Raw genomic sequence first — 14607 nt, 5'->3', positions numbered from 1 at the left:
AACGGCCGGGCCCACTTTCGAGGTCCGGCGACTTCAAGGACAGAAAATCATGATCGATATCCGTGCAGCAAACCAACGTGGCCGTGCGGAGCATGGCTGGCTCAGCTCCCGTCATACGTTTTCGTTCGCGAATTACTACGATCCGAAGCAAGTCGGCTTCTCCGACCTGCTCGTGATCAACGACGACCGCGTCGCCCCGGGCCGCGGCTTCGGCACGCACCCGCACCGCGACATGGAAATCCTGTCGTACGTGCTCGACGGCGCGCTGGAACACAAGGACTCGATGGGCACCGGCTCGGTGATCGTGCCGGGCGATGTGCAACTGATGAGCGCGGGCACGGGCGTGCGCCACAGCGAGTTCAACCACTCGCCGGACACGCCGGTCCACTTCCTGCAGATCTGGGTCGGGCCGTCCGAAAAGGGTGCCGAGCCGCGTTATCAGCAGACGAATGTCGCGGCCGACGACAAGCGCGGCAAGCTCGCCCTCGTCGTGTCGCCGACCGGCGACGCCGGTTCGCTGAAGATCCGGCAGGACACCAAGATTTACGCGGGCCTGTTCGACGGCGACGAAAGCACTACGCTGGAACTTGATCCGAGCCGCTTTGCTTACGTGCATGTGGCGCGCGGCAGCGTGACGGTCAACGGCGTGACGCTCGGCGAAGGCGACGGCGCGCGCATCCGCGGCGAACACGCGCTGACGATCGCGGACGGCAAGGATGCGGAAGTGCTGGTGTTCGACCTGCGTCCGGTCGAAGTAACGGCCGAATGGGCGTGACGCCCGTTCGGGAAACCGGGCTCCGCTGACCGCGGGGCCCCTTTAATCGGAGATTCACAACATGGCCAAGGTTCTCGTTCTTTACTACTCGTCCTACGGGCACGTCGAAACGATGGCGCAGCACATCGTGGAGGGCGCGAAATCGGTGCCCGGCGTCGAGGTCACGCTCAAGCGCGTGCCGGAAACGATCCCCGCCGACCAGGCCCGCGCGGCCGGCGTGAAGGTCGACCAGGCCGCGCCGGTCGCCACGGTGGACGAACTCGCCGACTACGATGCGATCATCTTCGGCACGCCGACCCGCTTCGGCAACATGGCCGGCCAGATGCGCACGTTCCTCGACCAGACCGGCGGCCTGTGGATGAAAGGCGCGCTCGTCGGCAAGATCGGCAGCGTGTTCGCATCGACCGGCACGCAGCACGGCGGCCAGGAAACGACGATCACGTCGTTCCACACGACGCTGCTGCATCACGGGATGGTGATCGTGGGCGTGCCGTATGCGTGCAGCGGGCTCGTCAACATGAACGAAATCACCGGCGGCACGCCGTACGGCGCGACCACGCTCGCGGGCACGGACGGCAGCCGCCAGCCGAGCGCGAACGAGCTCGACATCGCGCGCTACCAGGGCAAGCACGTGGCGGAACTCGCGAGCAAGCTCGCGTCGTGACGCGACGGCCCCGCGACCGGGGGCCCGCACACGAACGAACGGCGCCGGGTCGACCGGCGCCGTTCGTCCTGTGCAACGCTTTCGACCGTTACTGGCCCGAAGCCGGCGCGGCCGGCGCCGCCTTCGTCGCGGGCGCCTTCTGCACGGCGTTCTGCGGATAGTTGCTCTGGTCGTTGGTCAACCGGTAGCCGCTGCCGGTGCCGATCGCCTTCAGGTCCGACGCGTGCCGCGCGCGGGCCGCCTTGCGCGCCGCCTTCTTCTGCGCCTTGTCGAGTTGCTTCGGCACCGGCGCGGACGAGGGATCCTGCGCGTATGCCGCCGGCGCGGCGGTCAACAACAGACCGAACGACGCCGCTACTGCCACTGCCACCGAAACCACGCGAGACTGCTTCATGACCGATCTCCTTGTCGATTGTTGAGTGTGGGTCGGACACCGGCGTGCACGCGACGGCTTGCGACAACGGCGCCGATGCAACGTTAGCCGATCGCTGCGCAAATGTCCTCGGGCGTTCCTGAATTCTCCTGATAACGCCCACGATACATGCACGCCGGGGGCGCCGTCCTTTCGGCCTGTCGTCCGCGCCATCCGGGAAACCGATACCCCGTCGGCCGCGCGCTCAGATCCAGCGCGACAGCACCGGCAGCAGGATCGGCACGACGAACGCCGTCAGTACGCCGTTCAACCCCATCCCGAGCCCGGCAAATGCGCCGGCCTCCTCGCTGACCTGGAACGCGCGCGCGGTGCCGATCCCGTGCGACGCGACGCCGAGCGCGAAGCCGCGCACGGCCGGCTCCTCGACCCGCAGCAGATTGAGAATTCCGCGCGCGCACACCGCGCCGAAGATCCCGGTCGAAATCACGAGCACGGCCGTGAGCGACGGAATGCCGCCGATCTCGGCGGCGACGGCCATCGCGATCGGCGTCGTCGCCGATTTCGGCGCGAGCGATGCGATCGTCTGGTGCGACGCCCCGAACAGCGCGGCGATGCCGACCGCCGACACGATCGCGGTCAGCGAACCCGCGAGCAGGCCGACGAGCAACGGCAGCGCGGCGCGCCGCAGCTTCGACCACTGGCGGTACAGCGGCAGCGCGAGCGCGACGGTCGCGGGGCCGAGCAGGAAATGGACGAACTGCGCGCCGTCGAAATACGTCGGATACGGCGTATGCGTGAGCGTCAGCAGCACGACAATCACCGCGACCGCGATCAGCACCGGATTCGCGAGCGGGTTGAAGCGCGCCCGCGCATAGACGGCCTGGGCGAACAGATACGCGACCAGCGTGATGGTCAGGCCGAGCAGCGGGCTCGCGGCGAGATAGACCCAGATCGCGCCGAGCTTCGGGAAGGCCGTCATTGCGCGCCCTCCGCGGTGCCGCCCGCGCGGCGCTGGCGCCGCAGCAGCGCGCGCGTGACGAGCGCCGTCACCGCGATCGCGAGCGTGGTGCTGACGGCCAGCGCGACGACAACCGCGACCGCGTCGCCGCGCACGCGGTCGGCCGACACCATGATGCCGACGCCGGCCGGCACGAACAGCAGCGACAGATGACGCAGCAGCTCGAGCGCGGTCGGCTCGATCGCATCGGCCACCTGCGGGCGCAGCATCACGAAGCCGAACAGCAGCAGCATGCCGATCACGGGGCCCGGCACCGGGAGGCCGAACAGATGGGACACGCCTTCCCCGAGACACTGGAAGATCAGCAAGACCGCGAACGCCTGCAACATGAACCGCTTCTCCCGAACCTGGCCGCGACCGTGCAGCCGCGCGGCCGATGAGCCGGCGACTTGCGACGCCGGCGTGAACGATACGCGCGATCGTACCAACAATGCCGGCACCCGGGCGCGATCGTGCGATTGCGTGCTCGCCATTCGACCGTTTCGCCCGCTCCGACCGACACCCTGCCGGGCATGAATGAAACGCTCGCACGCAAAAAAACGGCGGGCACGTGCCCGCCGTCCTGTCGTTCGGGTTCGAACGACCGTCGATCGCGTTACTTCAGCCGCGTCGCGATTTCATTGGCCATCGCCTTCGTCGCGGCCTTCGTCGGCGCATCGTCGGCCAGCGCGTTCAGCAGACCGAAATCATGGATCGTGCCGTCGTAGCGCGTGGTCGTCGCGTCGACGCCGGCCGCGTCGAGCTTGCGACCGTACGCTTCGCCTTCGTCACGCAGCACGTCGAACTGCGCGACCTGAATCAGCGCGGGCGGCAGGCCCTTCAACTGCGCGATGCTCGCGCGCAGCGGCGACGCGTAGATCTCGTTGCGTTGCGCTTCGTTCTTCGTATAGGCGTCCCAGAACCACTGCATCATCGGCCGCGTCAGGAAGTGGCCCTGCTGATACGCGTGGTACGAACCCGTGTCGAAGTTGTGGTCGGTGACGGGCCACATCAGCCCCTGGAAGCGGATCGCGGGGCCGCCCTTGTCCTTCGCCATCAGCGCGACGACGGCCGACATGTTCCCGCCGACGCTGTTGCCGACCACCGCGAGGCGGCTGCCGTCGACGCCGATCTCCGCGCCGTGCGCGGCCACCCATTTCGTCGCCGCATACGCCTGGTTGATCGCGACCGGGTAACGCGCTTCCGGCGACGGCGTGTAGTTCACGAACACCGCGACGGCGCCCGACTGCACGACGAGATCGCGGACGAGGCGCTCGTGCGTCGGGAAATCGCCGAGCACCCAGCCGCCGCCGTGAATGAACACGAATACCGGCGGCGTGCCCGTCGCGCCTTGCGGGCGCACGATCGTGACCGGCACCGACAGGCCGTCCTGCTCGATCGCGCGGTTCGAGACGTCGATGCCGGACAGATCGACCTTCGCGCCGTTCTGCGCGTCGACCAGCACCTGGCGCGCCTTCGCGGGGCTCAGCGTTTCGAGGCCCGGGCCTTTCTGGCCGTTCAGCGCGGCGAGGAACGCGCTCGTCTTCGCATCGGGACGGACGGCGTCGGCGCCGGCGGCGAACGCGGCAGGTGCGGTGGACAGTGCGGCTGCAACGGCGGCGGCGATCAGCAGCGGCTTGACGATCTTCATGGTGCAACTCCTTGGTTGATGCTTTGAATGACGATGAATGTTTTGCAGTGCGATCGATCAGACGAGCGTGAGCGTGACGTCGATGTTGCCGCGCGTCGCGTTCGAGTACGGGCAGACGACGTGCGCGCGCTCGATCAGCGTTTGCGCGATGTCGCGATCGAGGCCGGGCAACGAGATCTTCAGTTCCACTTCGATGCCGAAGCCGTTCGGGATCGCGCCGATACCGACGCTGCCTTCGATCGCGGCGTCCGCGGGCATCGCGATCTTGTCGCGCGCCGCGACGAACTTCATCGCGCCGATGAAACACGCGCTGTAGCCTGCGGCGAACAGTTGCTCGGGGTTCGCGCCCGCCCCGCCCGCGCCGCCGAGCTCGCGCGGCGTGGTCAGCTTCAGGTCGAGACCGCTTTCGGGCACCGTCGCACGGCCGTCGCGGCCGCCGGTGGCTTTTGCATGGGCGCGGTACAGCACTTTTTCGATCGACATGACAGACTCCTTTTTCAGCAAATGAATGAAACAGCCTTCGAACCGGGGCCCGCGTGCCGGCGGCTTCTCCGTCGACATCGCATCAATTTATCTACTCATAGATAGACAAACAGTCCCAAAAAAGCAGATGGGCGATCCATCTGCGCCAGCCATCTATCTACTACATGATAGATAACGAGATTCAATAAAAAGGCGGCGAACCGCCCGACTGCTTGCGCCGCCCGTCAGGGCCGCGTTTTCCAGACGGCCCCGACATCCTCGAGACGCGCCCGCGTGTGAAACAGCCGGCTGGCCAGCACGCTGCCCTGAAACGCCGCGTACAACGTGCGCGCCGCCGTATCGGGCTCGCCGCTGAACCGCAGCGTGCCTTCCTTCGCGCCTTGCGCGAGCAATTCCGCGAGCCAGCGCTCGTTGGCCGAGAAGAACGCCTGCACGGCCTGCCGCACGTTCTCCGGCAACGTTTCGATGTCGGCCGCGAGCATTCCGCACAGGCAGATCAGGTTGCCGTCACCGAGCGTGCGGCCGAACATCTTCGTGTACAGGCTCAGCTTTACGTCGGCCGGCAAGGCCGGATCGATTGCCCGCACGGCCGCGAGGACTTCGTCGCTGTAGGCCGCCACCGCTTCCAGCACGAGATCGTCCTTCGACGGGAAGTAGTAGTGGATGCTCGACGTCTTCACGCCCACCAGATCGGACAGGTCTCGATAGCTGAAGCCGTTGTAACCGCGCTGCATCATCAGCGTGATCGCATGATCGAGAATCTGTTCGCGGACGGTCGGTTTCGTTTCCATGAATCGAACTTTATCTACTCATAGATAGATAGTCAAGGGTTTTTTAGGAACGTGATTCCATTCGTGCGAGCCCGATGCGCGAGTACAGCGCCGTTCGCACGGCCGGGGCAGCTTACAACCCGCCTGCAGCACGATCGAATCGATGCGACACTTGAAGCCGGGCCACGCGATCGCGGCGTAACGTCCGTCGGCTGGAAGGGACGTGCCGGCACACGACGACCGCATCGCATCCGGCCCGGCATCATCGGCCCACCCGCTGCGTCGGGCCGCTATAAGGAGAACACGTCGATGTATTCGTGGTTTGAACGGCGCCTGCCGACTTTCCCGCTCGAGGATCCCGTCACGCCGCCGAAGGGATTCTTCTCGTTCGTCTGGGCGTGCACGAAAGGCGCGCGCGGCTGGATCCTGCTGATCGCGCTGACGTCGGCCGCGCTGGCCGCGTACGAAGCCGCGCTGTTCGCAATGATGGGGCACATGGTCGACTGGCTGTCGTCGTCGACACCGGCCGAATTCGGCGGCCGCCACTTCGGCACGCTCGCCGGTTTCGCGGCGATCCTCGCCGGCAGCGCGCTGCTGATCGCGCTGCATACGATGGTCAAGCACCAGGTGCTCGCGATCAACTTCCCGATGCGGCTGCGCTGGCTGTTTCACCGGCTGATGCTCGACCAGAGCCTGTCGTTCTACGCGAACGAGTTCGCGGGCCGCGTGACGACCAAGATCATGCAGACCGCGCTCGCGGTGCGCGATACGCTGTTCATGTCGGTCGACGTCGTGATCGGCGTCACCGCCTACCTGATCGGCATCCTCGTGCTCGCCGCCAGCTTCGACTGGCGGCTGATGATTCCGCTCGTGCTGTGGGCGCTCGGCTACGGCGCGGCATGCGCGTATTTCGTGCCGCGCCTGGGTGCGGTCGGCAGCCGGCAAGCCGACGCGCGCGCGCTGATGACGGGCCGCATCACCGACGCGTATTCGAACATCACGACCGTGAAGCTGTTCTCGCATACGCGGCGCGAAGCCGACCACGCGCGGCGCGCGATGGAAGCGTTCAAGGCGACCGGCGACGCGCAGATGCGGCTCGTCAGCGCGTTCGAGATCGTCAACCACCTGCTGTCGACGCTGCTGCTGATCGGCTCGGCCGGCCTCGCCCTCGCGCTGTGGATGCACGGCGAGGCGAGCGCGGGCGTGGTCGCGGCCGTGATCGCGATGGCGCTGCGCCTGTCGAGCTACTCGCACTGGATCATGTGGGAAATGACCGAGCTGTTCGAGAATGTCGGCACGATCCAGGACGGCATCAACACGCTGACGAAGGTGCGCAGCGTGGTCGACGCGCCCGATGCGAAGCCGCTCGCGGTGCAGCGCGGCGAAATCGTGTTCGACAACGTGCAGTTCGCGCACGAGGACAACGATCGCGCGGTATTCGACGGGCTGAACCTGACGATCCGGCCCGGCGAGCGGATCGGACTGATCGGCCGCTCGGGCGCCGGCAAGTCGACGCTCGTGAACCTGCTGCTGCGCTTCTACGACGTCGGCGGCGGCACGATCCGGATCGACGGGCAGGACATCGCACACGTGACGCAGGACAGCCTGCGCGGCGCGATCGGGATGGTCACGCAGGATACGTCGCTGCTGCACCGGACGATGCGCGAAAACCTGCTGTACGGCCGCCCCGACGCGACCGAGCGCGAGATGCAGGACGCGGCCGTGCGCGCGGAAGCGTCCGAGTTCATCGACCGGCTGCGCGACCGCCACGGCCGCAGCGGCTACGACGTCGAGGTCGGCGAGCGCGGCGTCAAGCTGTCGGGCGGCCAGCGGCAGCGCGTCGCGATCGCGCGCGTGATGCTCAAGGATGCGCCGATCCTCGTGCTCGACGAAGCGACCAGCGCGCTCGACTCCGAGGTCGAAGTCGCGATCCAGCGCAGCCTCGACACCCTGATGCGCGGCAAGACGGTGATCGCGATCGCGCACCGGCTGTCGACGATCGCCGCGATGGACCGGTTGATCGTGCTCGACGAAGGGCGCATCGTCGAGGAAGGCACGCACCAGCAGTTGCTGCAGGCGGGCGGCATTTACGCGGCGCTGTGGGCGCATCAGAGCGGCGGGTTCCTCGGCGAAACGGCGGAAGCGGAAAGCGTGGCGCAGTAGGCCGGGCGCCATGGCGACATGGCGGCCATCGATCGTCGGCGGATATCTTTGCCGATCGATTTCCCGCCGCAGGCGCTCCGTGGCGATCCATAGTGCCAATGGTATATTCTGTATACCTAGCATCAATTCGATATCAAAAGCGCTTGGACATCTTCCAAAAGGAACCGCCATGCTTGAACTGGAACCGCTCTGCTTCTCGTCCGACTGCCCGAGCCGGGTCTTATTCGATCAGATCTCCGACAAATGGTCGATGATGGTGGTGACCGTGCTTGATGGCGGTCCGCTTCGTTTCAACGAAATCCGTCGTCGGCTGCAAGGCGTCACCCAAAAGGCGCTCACTCAGTGTCTGCGCCGGCTGGAGCGCAACGGTCTGGTATCGCGCGAAGTGATTTCGCTTTCGCCAGTGGCGGTGCAGTATCAAATCACGCCGCTGGGCCGCACGCTGCAACAGCCTCTCCGAGCGCTGCACGAATGGACGCTCACGAAGCTGCCCGAGGTCGATGCCGCCCGGCAGATGTTCGATACCGCATCAAGCCAAAGTCCGGACGGAAGGCAGCTCCACTCGATTGCATGAGCGCGTCGTCGGCCGGTCGTGCAGCGCTTCGAGATCAATAGTCCGATGCACGAAGGCCAACCGACAGATGCTGTAGAACGGCGTGGCCCGGTGCGCATGACGGAAAGCAGTCTGCGGTTTTCATCCGGGGCAGTGCGCGGGCTCCGGCGTGTTCGTATGCGGGCATTCGATATCGATTCGTACCTCGAACAGATCCACACATTGACTGCTCGAGCTATTTGGATCTGAAACGCAGAGCACCCCACTGCTCTTGCACGCGCGGCCACTATCGACGGCTCGATAGTCCAGGCGCCGACGGCAATTCCCCGACAGTAGGTATCTTCAAACCTACTAGGGCGACTCAAAGTGCCTAATTGACGCCAAGTGTACGTTTGATACCGTATCGCTTGTCCTCATTGCGAGGCAAGCAACCTGCCAATCGGTCATCCGAGCGCAAGCACTTCTTTGGTCAAGTCATTTGGCCAATCGTCGAGCGCGAGCGGCTGTCCGAGAAAACGTTCACGTCCGAGAAAATATGGAAAATCGAAAGCTTCTTGCCCCCTTGAGCAACAAAGCGCTTACCTTCAAGAACCGAGTCTTCATGGCGCCGATGACGAGAGGTCGATCCAAGGATCAGGTGGCGACCGAACTCACCGCGACGTATTACGCGCAGCGCGCATCGGCGGGCCTGATTTTCACGGAAGGCTCCCAGATCAGCGCCCAGGCGGTCGGCTGGACGAATACCCCGGGGATCTACACCGCCGAGCAAATTGCGGGATGGAAGAAGGTAACCCAGGCAGTTCATGAAGCTGGCGGTCTCATTTTCGCCCAGCTCTGGCATACCGGGAGAGCATCTCATCCTGATTTTCACGGTGGAGAACTACCGGTCGCGCCGTCGGCAACCCCTTTCAATAGCCAGGCATTCACGCCCGAAGGCATCAAACCTTCCGTGACGCCGCGCGAACTGACCGTTGATGAAATCAAGTCCACAATTTCGGACTACGAAAAGGCAGCGCAGGCCGCGAAGGATGCGGGTTTCGATGGTGTCGAGGTTCACGGTGCCAATGGTTATCTGCCCGCGCAGTTTCTGGAAGACGGTTCAAACAAGCGCACCGACGAGTATGGCGGCACCGTCGAGAAGCGGGCGAGATTTCTGCTTGAAGCCACTGACGCGGCAATCAAGGTCTTCGGACCGGCCCGTGTCTCGGTCAGGCTTTCGCCGCGCATTCCGTACAATGACATGGGCGACTCGAATCTCGAGCAGACCTACATGTACGCGGTGGAAGCCCTGGAAAAGAAAAAGCTTGGGATCCTGCATTTCATGGAACCCGCGACCCTGCCTGAAGGCGTGAAACCCCTGGCGCCCGGGGCGCGCGAGCGGTTCTCGGGGATTTTCGTGTTGAATGTCGGTTATGACCAACAGTCCGCGGAACACGTGCTGCAGACCGGCCTCGCCGATGCAATCTCATTTGGCACGCTGTTTATCAGCAACCCTGATCTACCGGACCGCTTCCGCCTGGACGCACCTCTGGTCACCGCGGACGCCTCCACTTATTACAGTGGTTCCGAAGAAGGCTATACAGACTACCCGGCGCTTGCGTAGTCGGTCACGGTCGAAGCGGGCCCGGGCGAGCTCAGGTCTTGATCTTGATCGCCGCGCTCCGTCACGCGCCGTACCCATCGGGCCCGGCGCGGCGCTGCCGGCGATGGCCGCGTAAGCCTCATCGACACGCATGATGTTGCTGACGTGGCGCGCGTTGCGCTGCTCGATGCCGTCCATGCGAACTCGCAACGGGCTTATCACCTTACCGGTCCGGCGACGATCAACATGGCGGAAGTTGCCGAGACACTCTCGCGGCTTCTCGGCAAAACCGTGAGCTGTCAGCACCGCAGTCCGGATGCGCAGCGCGACGCGGGCGTATTTGCGTCAAGTTGACACCAGCGATTGCGATCGGCAGTCTGGCTCGATCAAGCGCTAGCTGCCGCATTCGCGAGATCGACCGTCGATCGCCAGGATCAAGGGTCGAGCCTCTCGGCTCGCCCCTTTATCGGCCCGGACTTACCGTCCCGACGCTACTCGCTCATGGTGAAGTACACGTATAGTTCTCCGCCGACATCGCGGCCTTGGCGTCATTGGCAGGCCCGGTGTAGCGCGGGTACTGCGGATACTGGCACAAGGGTCGCGTGAACGCCACGCTGCCATCCGTGTTCAGCTTCGATGCGACGAGGTTCCCGGGCGCCTTGCCCTTCGTCACCCACTGATCCAATACGGCTACCAGGTTGGTGGAGTCCGCACCCGGGCCGCCGGCGCAGTGATTCACGCCTGGAGCCTGGTAATAGCGAGCGAATGAGCTGACGGTCGATGCGCCCATCGTAGCTTGCAGCTTCTGGTAATACGCTGTCGTTGCACGGTGACTCAATGCCATGTCCGCGGTGCCGTGCCAAAGGAGCAGTTTCCCGCCATGGCTCACGAACGGGCTCACGTCGGCATTCGTCGCGCTATTGAGCGCAGCCATGGTGAACAGGGCCGCAGGGTTCGAATTCCAGTCGTATGCAAGTGAATTCGCATTGGCGTCATTGGCCAGATACGACTTCACCGTCGCATCCTGAAGCAGGAACTGAAGCGAACCATTGCCATTTCCCGTCGGGCCGGTAAACCACTGCGACCATCCGCCCGGGTCGTCTTCGTTGCCCGTCAGCGCCCAGCCTGGATAGCTATACGTTCCGTTCGCGAAACTCGAAGCACTGGTCCAGGTATTCGCCGCGGCAATCTGCGCGTCGGACAAGCATGAATCGCCGGCGTCGGTCCCGCTTGGGCAGCGAAGGACGGAAGGATCGAAATTGCATGCGGATTGATTGGACACTACCCCGTCCACGATCCCGTCTGCTGCATCGCATTTGTCTCGAATCGCTTTCGCCAGCAGGGAAATCTTCCCGGCCGTGAATGCCGCCCCGGGGGCCGCGACCGCCTTCGCGTTGCGATTGAACGCTCCCATGAATGCCGGCCAATCGTATGCCGGTGCGCGGACGATCACACCGTCGAAGAGATCAGGATTCCGCTGGATTGCCATCAATCCCTCACGCCCGCCATTGGAACACCCTTCGTAATAGGACTGGTCCGGCGCTTTGCCATAGATCAGATGCAGCATGTCTTTCGCAGCAGCCGCGGCCGTCGGAACGGAACCCGAACCGAACAGGGATGCCAGAAATGGATCCGTTGCAAACGAAGCATCCGCCGAAGACGAACCGATGTGGCCGCCGTTGCTTTGAACAATCGCGTATCCCGCTTTCAGGACTTCCGGCCCGCTCCACAGGAAATTCTGGATCGAGCCATCGTAACCGCCGCCCCCCGCATACAGCAGTTTCCCGTTCCAGTTGTCGGGCAGTTGCACCTGCATCGCGAGTTGAGGCGAGATCAGCGCCGATACCTTGCAGTAAGCCGGATCGGCACCTGCCGCCGCCACCATCGACGCGTCGGTGACCGACGCACCGCCAGCTGATTTTCCCTTTATCGCGTCGCAAGCCTGTTGTGCCGTCAGCGATACCGGTGACGCAGGCGCGTCGTCACTTCCACCACAACCCGATATCCCCATCGATGCAATGGCGGCCAGCGTGATCGCCACTACCGGACTTCCTCGCTTCGTTCTCACCTTCGTCTCCTCCTGATTGGAATGGCACCGCGTCACGGTCGAGGACGCCAGGACATGCTGCCTGCGTCGTACGTGCGCATTTGTCTCGCGTGTGACATTCAGACGCGACGTGGGCCATTTTCGGGAAAACACCTAACGGAACGTGGGGCGATGTATCGCATGCCATGTTGTCGTGCGACGGACCTTGCGCACCACTTCGGGCCCGGCCGGCTCACTCGGCAACGCGCGGAACGAGCACGGAGCCCGTCGCACGCACGCACGATTGCCCCGCCGCATTCGTGATGGAGCCGTCGAGGTCCAGCAAGCGGCCGCTGCGGTGCGGCCGGATGGCCGAAACCTCCCACGCGAGATCGATCCGCTCATCCGGAAAGACCGGCAGCAATAATTCGAACTGGAAGCGCACGCCAACCACCTCCCCCATTCGGGCGAAGTGCGACGCCGCGAGTCCCATCAGCAATGCGACGGTATAGGTACCGCTGACGATGCGTGTGCCGAAACGGGTGGCCGCCGCGTAGACCGCGTCGTGGTGTACCGGGTTGTCGTCTCCGCAAGCGAGCGCGAAGGCACGAGCGTCACTGTCGTTACAAACATGGCTGCGTGCGAACCGGTACCCGATTTCAATCGCCGAGGTGTCGCTTCTCATGCGCGTGGGTCAAAGTCGAAGATGGGTTCCGAACACGTACGCCGCGACCTCGGCAGAGGAAGCCGTCGTCGTCGACGGCGCCCGCTGCAGCAACGCACGCGGTCGCTGTCGTGGACTACACGCCCGATAAAGCCGTAATGGCTTCCCGACTTCCGACCCGTTCCCGAAGCCGGAATTTCTGGATCTTTCCCGTGCCGGTCTTGGGCAGTACGCCATACACGACGCGCACGGGGCACTTGTAATGGGCAAGGCGTTCCCGGCAAAAGCGGATGATGTCGGCTTCATCCGGAACCGCGGCGCCGGGCTTCAACTCGATGAACGCGCACGGCGATTCACCCCATTTGGCATCGGGCTGAGCAACGACAGCCGCGATCAGAACTGCTGGATGCCGATGAAGCACGTCTTCGACCTCGACGGAGGAAATGTTCTCTCCACCCGAGATGATGACGTCTTTCGAACGATCGGTGATCTGGATATAGCCGTCCGGATGCACGACGGCAATGTCGCCCGTATGAAACCACCCGCCGCTGAACGCTGCCGCCGTAGCAGCCTCGTTCTTGAGATAGCCCTTCATCACGACATTGCCGCGCATCAGCAGTTCGCCTTGCGTCTTGCCGTCCCAAGGCACCGGCGCATCGCTACCCGGCACCGCGACCCGGAGCCCCTCCAGGCAGGCCGACCGACTACCCTGTCTCGCCATGAGGCGCGCCTTGTCGTCCGGCGACAGGCCGCTCCAGGCAGGCTCGACGAAGCAACTCACGGGCGTGCCCGATGCTTCGGTGATGCCGTAGACGTGCTCCACTTCAAAACCCATCTCCGACACTGCCTTCAATACGGCAGCCGGCGGAGGTGAACCTGCCGTTCGCACACGAACCGTATGCGGCAGCGGCAGGCGGTCCGAGTCGGACGAACTGGCCAATGATGCAAGCACGATCGGCGCCGCGCAGAAGTGGTCGACACGGTGCTGCCGAACGGCCTCGAAGATGTTCGAGGCCGTCACCTTTCGCAGGCAGACGTGCGTGCCCGCCGCCGCCGTGATGGCCCATGCGAAGCACCATCCATTCGCATGAAACAAGGGAAGCGTCCAGAGGTATACCGGGCGACGCGGCATGCCCCAATCCGTCAGTTGAAGCATGCTCATCAGATACGTGCCGCGGTGGCTCGGGACCACGCCCTTGGGGTCCGAAGTCGTTCCGGACGTGTAGTTCAGCGCGATTGCATCCCACTCGTCCGATGGCCAGACGCCGGAAAATTCGGGATCGCCTTCGGCCAGGAACGCCTCGTACTCGATTTCCCCGATCGGGTCTCCCGACGTCGCCTCGGTATCGGCGATATCGATGATCAACGGCTTGTTCTCGAGGTGTTCAAGCGCGCTTGCCGCCAACGAAGAAAACTCGCGGTCCACCAGCAGGATCTTGCATTCGCCATGACGCAGGATGAACCGGACGCCCTCCGCATCGAGCCTGCAGTTGATCGCGTTGAGAACGGCTCCGGACAGCGGCACCCCGTGATGCGCCTCGACCATCGCCGGCGTGTTCGGCGCAAGGATGGATACCGTGTCCCCTCGCTCGATCCCGCGCTTGACCAGTGCGCTGGCAAGGCGACGGCATCGCGCCCTCGTCTCTCGCCACGTCTGCGTCGATTGGCCATGAATGATGGCCGTGTGATCGGGATACTGGTCCGCGCATCGATCGAGAAAATGAAGCGGTGTGAGCGGCACGTGATTGGCCGGCGTGCGATCCAGCCCTTTTCCATAGATGTTTTCGCTCATTTCCACGTCTCCTCATCGGTTCATGACTGCGCGTCCGTGGACGTATTCCGTCCTCGATCCGTCAAAGCAGTCTAGAGAAGATTCGGTACACGAAATGTCACCCCCGAGACATTC

Annotated in this window: 14 protein-coding genes; 5 read left to right on the top strand and 9 right to left on the bottom strand. The window is 64.1% G+C overall.

The features are described from left to right. Positions 1–49: 49 nt before the first annotated feature. The gene (locus CFB46_RS32510) at positions 50–775 is read left to right on the top strand and encodes a pirin family protein (protein WP_027786333.1); all 726 of its coding nucleotides are present in this window, start codon (positions 50–52) and stop codon (positions 773–775) included. Positions 776–836: 61 nt separating this feature from the next. Beyond that, the gene (wrbA, locus tag CFB46_RS32505) at positions 837–1439 is read left to right on the top strand and encodes an NAD(P)H:quinone oxidoreductase (protein ID WP_027786332.1); all 603 of its coding nucleotides are present in this window, start codon (positions 837–839) and stop codon (positions 1437–1439) included. A gap of 88 nt (positions 1440–1527) precedes the next feature. Here the strand turns inward: wrbA and CFB46_RS32500 are convergent, their stop codons facing one another. From CFB46_RS32500 to CFB46_RS32475, 6 genes are all read right to left on the bottom strand, one after another. Next, a complete protein-coding gene (locus CFB46_RS32500) occupies positions 1528–1833 on the bottom strand; it encodes a hypothetical protein (RefSeq protein ID WP_027786331.1) in 306 nt (101 codons plus the stop codon). A 223-nt stretch (positions 1834–2056) separates the two neighbouring features. After that, positions 2057–2791 (bottom strand): LrgB family protein, encoded by a 735-nt coding sequence (locus tag CFB46_RS32495; RefSeq protein ID WP_027786330.1) that lies wholly within the window; start codon positions 2789–2791, stop codon positions 2057–2059. Further along, positions 2788–3159 (bottom strand): CidA/LrgA family protein, encoded by a 372-nt coding sequence (locus CFB46_RS32490; RefSeq protein ID WP_027786329.1) that lies wholly within the window; start codon positions 3157–3159, stop codon positions 2788–2790. Before CFB46_RS32490 ends, CFB46_RS32495 begins: the two co-directional genes overlap by 4 nt. 266 nt (positions 3160–3425) lie before the next feature. Next, complete coding sequence (locus CFB46_RS32485; RefSeq protein ID WP_027786328.1) at positions 3426–4460, bottom strand: alpha/beta hydrolase; 1035 nt, start codon at positions 4458–4460, stop codon at positions 3426–3428. A 57-nt stretch (positions 4461–4517) separates the two neighbouring features. After that, positions 4518–4943 (bottom strand): organic hydroperoxide resistance protein, encoded by a 426-nt coding sequence (locus tag CFB46_RS32480; RefSeq protein WP_027786327.1) that lies wholly within the window; start codon positions 4941–4943, stop codon positions 4518–4520. A 224-nt stretch (positions 4944–5167) separates the two neighbouring features. Next, a complete protein-coding gene (locus CFB46_RS32475; protein ID WP_027786326.1) occupies positions 5168–5734 on the bottom strand; it encodes a TetR/AcrR family transcriptional regulator in 567 nt (188 codons plus the stop codon). A 288-nt stretch (positions 5735–6022) separates the two neighbouring features. Between CFB46_RS32475 and CFB46_RS32470 the strand changes: the two genes are divergently transcribed. The 3 genes from CFB46_RS32470 (at position 6023) to CFB46_RS32460 (ending at position 10032) form a co-directional block, all read left to right on the top strand. Beyond that, positions 6023–7876, top strand: a complete 1854-nt coding sequence (locus tag CFB46_RS32470; RefSeq protein ID WP_027786325.1) for an ABC transporter ATP-binding protein — start codon at positions 6023–6025, stop codon at positions 7874–7876. Positions 7877–8045: 169 nt separating this feature from the next. Continuing rightward, positions 8046–8450 carry a winged helix-turn-helix transcriptional regulator gene (locus tag CFB46_RS32465; RefSeq protein WP_027786324.1) on the top strand — a complete coding sequence of 135 codons (405 nt, stop codon included), beginning with the start codon at positions 8046–8048 and terminating at the stop codon, positions 8448–8450. Between the two features lie 514 nt (positions 8451–8964). Then, positions 8965–10032, top strand: coding sequence for an alkene reductase (locus tag CFB46_RS32460; protein WP_027786323.1), 1068 nt, complete (start codon positions 8965–8967; stop codon positions 10030–10032). A 478-nt stretch (positions 10033–10510) separates the two neighbouring features. On the opposite strand, the gene CFB46_RS32450 is transcribed toward CFB46_RS32460, so the two are convergent. The 3 genes from CFB46_RS32450 to CFB46_RS32440 all read right to left on the bottom strand — a co-directional run bounded on the left by CFB46_RS32450 (position 10511) and on the right by CFB46_RS32440 (position 14493). Next, complete coding sequence (locus CFB46_RS32450) at positions 10511–12052, bottom strand: tannase/feruloyl esterase family alpha/beta hydrolase (protein ID WP_230469156.1); 1542 nt, start codon at positions 12050–12052, stop codon at positions 10511–10513. Between the two features lie 238 nt (positions 12053–12290). Continuing rightward, positions 12291–12722 carry a MaoC family dehydratase gene (locus CFB46_RS32445; protein ID WP_027786320.1) on the bottom strand — a complete coding sequence of 144 codons (432 nt, stop codon included), beginning with the start codon at positions 12720–12722 and terminating at the stop codon, positions 12291–12293. Between the two features lie 115 nt (positions 12723–12837). Then, a complete protein-coding gene (locus tag CFB46_RS32440) occupies positions 12838–14493 on the bottom strand; it encodes an AMP-binding protein (RefSeq protein ID WP_027786319.1) in 1656 nt (551 codons plus the stop codon). Positions 14494–14607: the final 114 nt, after the last annotated feature.

Origin of the sequence: Burkholderia sp. HI2761 (genome assembly GCF_002223355.1) — a bacterium.
Classification (GTDB): domain Bacteria; phylum Pseudomonadota; class Gammaproteobacteria; order Burkholderiales; family Burkholderiaceae; genus Burkholderia.
Note: the sequence above shows the minus strand (reverse complement) of the source record. Positions and strands in the feature narration are given on the sequence as shown.